This window comes from Ligaoa zhengdingensis (assembly GCF_014384885.1).
GTDB lineage: Bacteria > Bacillota > Clostridia > Oscillospirales > Ruminococcaceae > Ligaoa > Ligaoa zhengdingensis.
Genome location: NZ_JACRST010000042.1, coordinates 1 through 8,792, shown reverse-complemented (window position 1 = coordinate 8,792; position 8,792 = coordinate 1). Strand labels below are relative to the sequence as shown.

The window sequence follows — 8,792 nt, the reverse complement described above, 5'->3', positions numbered from 1 at the left end:
TTGTCCGGCGCATAGGTCAGGCCGTCGCGCGCCATGACCAGATCGAGGTATGCGCTCAATACATCCTCCTGGGTCGCCGCGTCGTTCTCAACCACGTCTTTCGCAGCAGTCAGCGCTTCGTCGAACGCCGCCCAGCTATCCGCTGTGAAGCGCTCTTCCTCGTACTTACCGTCGGTCACTGCGATCAGCGCTTCCAGGTAGCTCTTATCCACGTCGGACGGCTGTTCGCCGCCGTAGGTAAAGTGTACGGTGTAAACCTTCTCCACATCCGAGCCGATGAGCGAGGTCAGCGTGATCGTCGCTGTGCCGGGCACTGCCTCCGCCTGCTCCACCTTCACCTTCGCATATGCGTCATCCGACGCCGCGATCACTTCGGGCACCTCCGCACCCTCGGGCAGAACGACCTCGTAATCCATTGTATCTTCGGCGAAGTCCTCCACCGAAGCATACTGCATTCCGACATCCTTCCACTGCCCATCCGCAAAATACTGGAGTTTCCACGAATCGGGCTTGACGACGCCGTCGTCCCAGCTCGCCCAATACCAGAATGCCTCCGCCTGGCAGATGGTCTGCGGCTGCGCAAAGGTGAAGGTCACCCAATGCTCGCCGCTCTGCGGCCAGGTGGACCACTGATCGGTCGCTGCGTTCTCATCCGAACCGCCTTCAAAGAATCCATTGTTGATTGCAGCGGTGGAGCCAGCCCCCGTGTAGGACGCCGCCAAGGTCGCCTGTCCCTCGACATATTCGCCCGCCGCGGCCTGAAGCCGGCTCATGAGCCGGAACTCACGCAAGCCCATCGGGTGCTCGCTGTTCATCAGCAGACGGAACTGGATGGAGGTCACAGGGGTGAATGTAGCCACATTAAAGGTGTGATACTCGGTGCCATAATCGATCGCTTCACGGCCGGTGCTGTACTGGATGCCGTTTAAGCTGATGTCGTCGAAGTCGACCGGGTCCATCGAACCGAGCAGACTCCAATCGGTGATACCGGGCGCCACACGTTTGACATCGTTCTGTATCTGCAAGCGCAGCTTGCTGGTCTGAACCGGCTGGAACAGGTAGCTGGTCAAGCTGCCCTCCACCAGTTCCACCGGCAGGAACTCGCCGGCCGTTTCGTCCCAGTAGAGCACCTGCGCGCCGTCCGGGGTCTGTACGCCGCCGCCGTCGTCATACCACTGCACGTTGCAGCCCCAGATGGTCACATCCGTGCCGAAGTCGTACTGCACCCACGGGTTGATCAACACATTATCCCCGTTGTAGGAGGTCCAGCGGCTCTCCGCGCTGGGGTCGCCGTCGTTGAGGTGATCGACGCGATCGATCCCGTTGCTGTTGGTAAACGATGCCGTGGGCTGCGCATAGAATTCCAGAGCGTGGCCACCGCCCACCGACTTACTGGGCAGATACACCAGCATCTGGCCCGGCCCACGGTTGGCCCACGCATAGTAAGGAATCAGGGTGAGGGTTGCATCCCGGTCGCCGCCCGCGGTGGTGTACTTCGCGCCGTCCACCTTGATCTTCAGGACGCCCTTTGTTCCGTAGGGATCGGCGTCGCCCACGAGGTTCTCCACCCATTCGGTGCTCATGGTGATGTCATCGCGGTCGTAGAAATACATCTTCAAGCTGCCTTCGTTGTCCGCCTGTTCCGCAGCATAGACGATTGGGCCGCGTTTGATCGCGTTGAGCCCCTCGTTTGTTGCGACATTGGGGTCATTCTCGACCACTTGCGCTTCCATACCGAAGTCGAGCTCAATCTTATCGCCCGCGTTCCAGGTGCGGGAGAGAACCAGATAGCCCTCTTCATCAGCGGTGAGCGAAATGGGTTCGCCGTTGAGTTTTGCGCTGCTGTCTGCAGTGGCCCAATTGGGGATGCGCAGCTTGAGGGTCATCGCGGTGGGTTCGTTGGCATCCACGGTGATGGTGGAGGAGCCCGCCCACGGCATGTTGGTTTCGGTGGTCAACCGCACCGCTTTTCCGTCCACGGTGAGGTCGGCCTCGTTGCCGATATACAGGTTCATGGTGACGGTATCCTTTTCCTGGTTGTAGATGTAGCCGCCCAGGCTCATCACCGAACGCATCAGGTTGGTCGGACAACAGGGCACGCCGTAGAACCACTCGGAGCGCTCCAGGCCGCCGCCGCTGCTCATCGGGTTCTGATAGAAGAACCGGTTGCCGTCCATGTTGACGCCAGAAATGATGCTGTTGTAGAGCAGCAGCTCCATCTGATCGCCGTACTTGCTATCGCCGTACAGCAGATTCATGCGCTGGTTCCACATCATATCGGCAACCTGCGCACAGGTCTCGCAGTAGGCGCCATCGTTGGGCAGCTGGTACGGGTCGCCGAAGCCCTCGTTGCCCACGGCGATGCCCACGCCGCCGGTGATATAGCTCTTGCGGTGGGTGACATCCTCCCACAGGGCAAGCAGCGCGTCGTTGTATGCGCTGTCGCCCATTTGCAGGTCCACATCCGCCATTGCGATGTAGGTGTACAGCGCGCGCACCGCGTGGCCAACCGCCTCACGCTGATCCTTGAGCGGCATGTGATCCTGGTTGTATTCGCCCTTGTTGGCCTCCCACGCCGGGCTCCAGACCTCCCACAGCCGGCCTTCCCAGTCGCCGCGGGTATCCAGGAAAAACTTGGCGAGGTTGATATAGCGAACTGCATTTTCAGTGTAGTCCACGCCGTCCTTCACGCCGATCTCGTTGCAGAGGTTGGCGAGCTTGACGAGCGCGAGCTCGATCTCCTGATGGCCGGGGACCTGCTTCCATTTGCCCGGGCCGAATTTGGAGTCGATGTAGTCGGCGCTCTTAACCGCCATGTCGAACAGACGGGAGTCGCCGGTCGCGCGGTAGTGTGCCACGGCCGCCTCGTAGAAATGGCCGCAGACATACAGCTCGTGTGCGTGGTAGTTGGTCCAACGGCCGGGATTGAGGATGAACCAGGTGTTGAGGTAGCCGTCCTGATCCATCGATCCGACAAAGTAGGGGATCCAATCCTCCAGCTTGTCGCGGATGGCCTGCTGGCCGGCGAGAATCTCCGCGTCTCCCTGCGCGTCGAGCTGCAGCGCGTAGCACATCCCCTCCACAACCTTGAACACATCGGAATCAGATGCGGCACCGACGGACGCACTGCCGTGTGGTTCGCCGTTGTTCTTCTTGGTCGCGTTGATGAAGTTGTCAATCGCGCCGGTTTCCTCCAAACGCTGGATGCCCACCGGAATGACCTCGCAGATGAACTGCTTCTGGCGGGCCGCCCAGAACTCATCGGTAATGTTCACCTGGGTAAAATCGACCGAATGCGGTTTGTCTGTGGCCGGGGTCGCCTGCTGCTTCACACGGACGTTCGCACTCGCCGTCAACCCCTGTGGATTGGAAAACACATCGGACGCCGCGAGACGACCGGTGAAGGTATAGGTGCCGGGCGTCTGGCCGTCGAAACCGTCACAGGTCCACTGCGCCACCTCGGCCGGAACCACCTTTTCGGGTGCGATGCCGCAATCCGCGAGGTCGCCCGCAGTGACCGTCCGCACCTGGAAGTCGGTGGACTGGAAGTCCATGTTCCAGGAACGTAGGCCCGCCTGGCCGTTTGCAAATCTCGAATCCTTAAACTGATACATCTTGACGCCGTCCAGGAACACCGTGATGGTATCCTGATAGGCGACGACCTTCAGCTTGTAATCGCGGCCGCCCTCATAATTGTGGGCAACCCCGTCGATATAGTGCCAACTGCCGTCGGCATAGCCCACGCACAGGGCGGTGCCGCCGAACTCGCCGCTCAAGCCGATGCCCGCGTAGTAGCCCTGATACGAGTCGGCCGTATCCCCGGTGACGCCGGTGCAGCGGAACATGATGCCGAAGTTGTTGGTCGGGTTGGCGGAGCCGGAGAGGGTGGCCTCCACCACGTAATCGCTCCAGCTCTGGTCGCCTGTGACCAGCTTGAGGTTGGTGCTCTTGCCGAAGGAAACCTTGCCGTCGGTGAAGCTGACCGCGCCCTGCGGGTCGTAAGCGGTCCACTTGGCCGCGCTCGCCTGAGCGTTGGTAAAGTTGTCCTCAAACAATGTCTCGGACGTTTCTGGCAGGCTGTTTTCGATCGTTGCATCCACCGTTTTGGGCAGCAGGGCGGCCGCGTCCTCCAGCGAGCTGCCGTGCGCCACGGTGATATCCGGTACCGAACCGACCGAGAGCAGGCCCGGCAGGTTGTCCTCCCGCTCGGTGAAACGGATGGTGTAGGTGCGGGAAATGGCGTCGTCAAAGGCCGAAGTGACCGTGATCACCGCCGTGCCGGGCAGTGCGTCAGCCTGCTCGACTGCGATTTTGGCGAGCCCTTTGTCGTAATCCGCGGCGACAGCGGGGACCGGAGCGCCCTTGGGCAGCGCGACCTCGTACTCGTAGGTCTTGGAGTCAAAGCCCGCGAGCTCGGAAATCGACTGCTCAGCGTCTTTCCACTCGCCATCCGCGAAATATTGAATCTTCCACGCGTTGGGGGAAACCACGCCGTCATCCCACGCGCGGTACCAGCAGATTTCCGCCTGATCCACCGTGTACGGCTGCTCGAAGGTGTATTCCACCCACTGCTCGCCCGACTGCGGATAGGTCGACCAGGTCTCCGCATCCAAAGATGCGGAAGATTGATCCATCCCCTTGCCGTCGTTCACAGCGCCGAGGTTGGAATTCGGCAGGGTATACGACGCGGTCGGAACGCCCTGCTGCTCGATGTAACTGCCGTCCGCAGTGCGCAGCCTAAACTCCTTCATGCCGACCGGCTTGCCACAATCCATCAGGGCGCGGAATCGGTTGGAGGTCGCCGGCGCAAAGGTGGCGACATTGAGGGTGTTGTACTCGCCCGCGTAGGCGCGGTCGCCGTAGCGCACCGCCGACAGGCCAATGTCGGTATAGTCGATCTCCTTCAGGGATCCCAGCAATTTCCATTCCATGATGCCCGAAGCGACGTTTTTGACGTCGTTTTTGATATTCATGCGGATTTTGCTGGTGATCACCGGCTTAAAGAGATATTCGTTCTCTGTGTTTTTCTTGAAGGTATCATAAGCGCCGATCTGGTCGACCGGTACAAATTCCGACCCGTTCCAATATTCAATGGTCAATCCGTCCGGAATCTGAACACCGCCGCCGTCGTCATACCATTTGACATTGCAGCCCCACAGGGTGACATTCATGTCGAAGTCATACTGCACCCAGGGGTTGGGCGTGGGCTGGGTCCAGGTGGTCCAGCGCGCATCGGTGCCGTCGTTGAGCGACAGAACCGTTTCAGACGGGTTGGTGTAGGACGCTGACGGGGTCGCCATCTGTTCCAGCGGCCGATCCTCCACGCCCTCTTCGTTGAAATACACCGCCATGCTGCCCGCCCCGCGGTTGCACCACGAGTAGTACGGGATCAGCGTCCAGGTGATTTCTTCATCGAAATATTTGCCCGGCGCATGGAGCTTCATCACCGACTTGATCCGATAGGGGTCCTCCTCGCCGTCGAGGTTCTCCACCCACTCGGTGGTGAATTCCGACTCGGGCGGCAGGGTAGCCGAATGAAAGTTAAAGTCGTTGTCTGCGGCCTCGGCAGCATAGATGATCGGGCCGCGCTGGATCGCCGTCTTGCCGAGGTTGGTCACCACCCGCTCGTCCGAATGGAGGCGTTTGACCTCCATCGGGAAATCGAGCTCGACAGTATCGCCGTCCTCCCAGGTGCGGTCGATCACAACGTAGCCGGCTGCGTCAGGGACAGCCGAAACAGCCCCGCCGTTCACCAGCACGGTGTTCTCACCGGTCGCCCAATCGGGCACGCGGAACCGGATGGAGAACGCCTGCGGTTCACCGACCTTGACCGTCATGGTGGACTTGCCGTACCAGGGCATCTCGGTGTCCAGGTTCAACTTGACCAGGTTGCCGCCGACGTTGAGATCGGTTTCGCTGCCGACATAGAGGTTCAGGGTGATTTCGTCGCCCTTCTGGGTGTAGACATAGCTCCCCAACGCCTCGACGGTGCGCATCAGGTTGGGCGGGCAGCAGGCGGTGCCAAACCAGGCGGAGCGCTGCTTGCCGCCGTTGCTCGCCATCGGGTTGCCATAGAAGAAGCGGTCGCCATCGAAGTTGACACAGGAGATGATGCTGTTGTAGAGATCGCGCTCCATGATGTCCGCGTATTTGCTGTCGCCGTACAGCAGGTTCATGCGCTGGTTCCACATCGTGTTGGCGATGTTTGCGCAGGTCTCACAGTAGGCCGTGTCGTTGGGCAACACATAGGGCTTATCGTCGAAGCCCTCGGGGTAAGCGGGTGGATTGGAGCCCACGCCGCCGGTGACATACTGCTTGCGGTGGGTGACATCCTCCCACAACGACAGCAGCGCTGTGTCGTAGACATCGGTACCCTCGAGCAGAGCCACATCGGCCATGCCGGTGTACATATACTGCGCGCGCACCGCGTGGCCGACCGCTTCGGTCTGTTCCGCCACCGGCTTGTGATCCTGCACCTGCGCGCTGTTGTGGTTGGTGCCGTGGCGGCCCTCATAGTCGCCGCGGGTATCCAGGAAGAATTTGGAGAGAGCGATGTACTTGTCCGCCTTCTCGCCGTAGTTGACGCCGTTCAGCTCGCTGATCTCAGTGCAGAGGTTGGCCAGCTTGATGAGCGCCAGCTCGATCTCCTGGTGGCCGGGAACCTGTTTCCATTTGCCCGGACCGAACAGGCTATCGACATAGTCGGCATTCTTCACTGCGACATCGAGCAGGCGGGTGTCGCCGGTCGCGCGGTAGTGCGCCACAGCCGCCTCGTAGAAGTGGCCCGCACAGTACAGCTCGTGCAGGTTGAAGTCGGTCCATTTGGGATTCGTGGTCAGAGTGAAGTATGTATCGAAGTAGCCGTCCTCCTCCTGGGCGTCCACATAGTAGGGGATCCACTCCTCCAGTTTATCCCTGATGTACTGTTGGCCTTTCATGATCTCCTGGTCGCCCTTCGGGTCGATCTGGAGGGCGTAGCACATCGACTCGAGCACTTTATGGACATCGGAGTCCACATAGAACGCGCCGCTGAACCCGCCATAGGCTTCACCGCGATGCTTGAGCGCCGCATTCTTGATGTTGGGAATGCCGCCACCGCCCTTTTCCACATTGGAGATGCCGGCCGGAATCACCTGGCAGATGAACTGTTTCTGACGAGCGCCCCAGAAGGCGTCGTCGATGTTCACCTGGGTGAAATCCAACGCGTGGGCGGTGTCGCTGTCGATCAGAGGCGGCAGGTCCTTGACCGTCACTGAACAGACAGCTTTCAATCCGCGCGGATTGGAAAACTCCTTGGAGGCAGCCAACGTGCCGGTGCAGGAATAGCTGCCCGGCGTTTTGCCGTCGTAGCCGTCGCAGGTCCATTCTGCCACCTGTGCCGATACGATTTTCTCCTCCACGATGCCGCATTCATCGCGGTCGGCCTTGGTGACTGTTCTCACTTGGAAGCTGGTGGCCTCGAACGGCTCGTTGTACGAGCGCAGACCCGCCACGCCGTTCTGGAACAGCCTATCCTGGAATTGATACAGCTTGACCCCATCCAGGAAAACCGTGATGATATCCTGATAGGCGACGACCTTCAGGTTATATTTCTGCTTGGCCTGGTAGGTGATCGGCAGCGATGTGATGTGGTTCCAGGAACCGTTCGCATAACCGACGACCAAGGCGTTGCCTTTGGTTGTAGTGCTGTAACCGATGCCCGCGTAGTAGCCGTTGTAGGAATCGGCCTTTTCGGGTGTGATACCGGTGCAGCGGAACATGATGCCGAAGTTGTTGGTCGGTTCCGCCGACTCGCCGGAGATATCCGCCTCCACGACAAAATCGGTCCATTCCTCGTCGCCGGTCACCAACTTCAGATTGGTGCTCTTGCCGAAGGAAACCTTGCCGTCGGTGAAGCTGACCACATTCTGCGGGTCATATTCGCTCGACCAGTTCGCTTCGCTTGTTGCTTCGTTTGCAAAATCGTCCTGGAAAAGAATTTCGGAAGGCAGATCCGGTTCATTATGCTCCACAACGACATCCACCGTTTGGGGCAATACTGCCAGCGCGTCCTCCAACGAGCTGCCGTAAGAGACGCGCGCCGTTGCCAGCTCTTTGACCGCCAGCGCTTCCGGTAGGGGTGAACCGCCATCCGCCAGCGCAGTCAGGGGGCTGCACAACATGGCCGCGCTCAACCCAAAGCTGATCCAGCGCTGCAATGCTTTCCTGTGTTTTTTCATCAATTCTTGTTCCCTCCTATTGTCCTTTCACTGTTAAAAATTTATCACCCACCGCAGATGCTCTTTTCTCCTGTTTCCTCCCTTCCGGCATATTCTGCTTTGCTCCCTTATTTTGCTTCGCTCCTATCGGTGGTAAAATTTTTCTAACCTCTGTACCCCTCATTATCCTACTTTTTTGCTGTTTCGTCTTTGCGTTTTCCACTCCTCTTTTTGTGATTTTTTAACATAAGTTTCTCACGATAAAGCTATTGTTTTCTGATCCGCCCTTTCGCCCAAACTTCTTAATTGGGAATTCTAAATTATATCGCTCCCTTATAATACCATATTAATCCCATAATTTATTTACGATTTTTTAGCATCTATTTTAGATTTCATGATAATTCATGAAATGACATGATGTTTTTCATGAAAAATTACATGTTATTCCATTTTTCCTTAATAAAAGCAAAAATTACCCGGCGCTCCCCCCTGAGGGAACGCCGGGCGCTCTTCTTTTTCCCGCTGCGGATCAGTTTTCGTGCTGCCCACTGACGGCGAAAGCGCGGTGCAGCAACCTGCCGCACCGCGCCTCCG

At 58.7% G+C, this 8,792-nt stretch carries 1 protein-coding gene; it reads right to left on the bottom strand.

Annotated elements, in window-relative coordinates; genetic code table 11:
* Positions 1-8,219, bottom strand: an 8,219-nt coding sequence (locus H8711_RS12890; protein ID WP_249283803.1) for a beta-L-arabinofuranosidase domain-containing protein, incomplete at its 3' end; no start/stop codon positions are given.
* Positions 8,220-8,792: the final 573 nt, after the last annotated feature.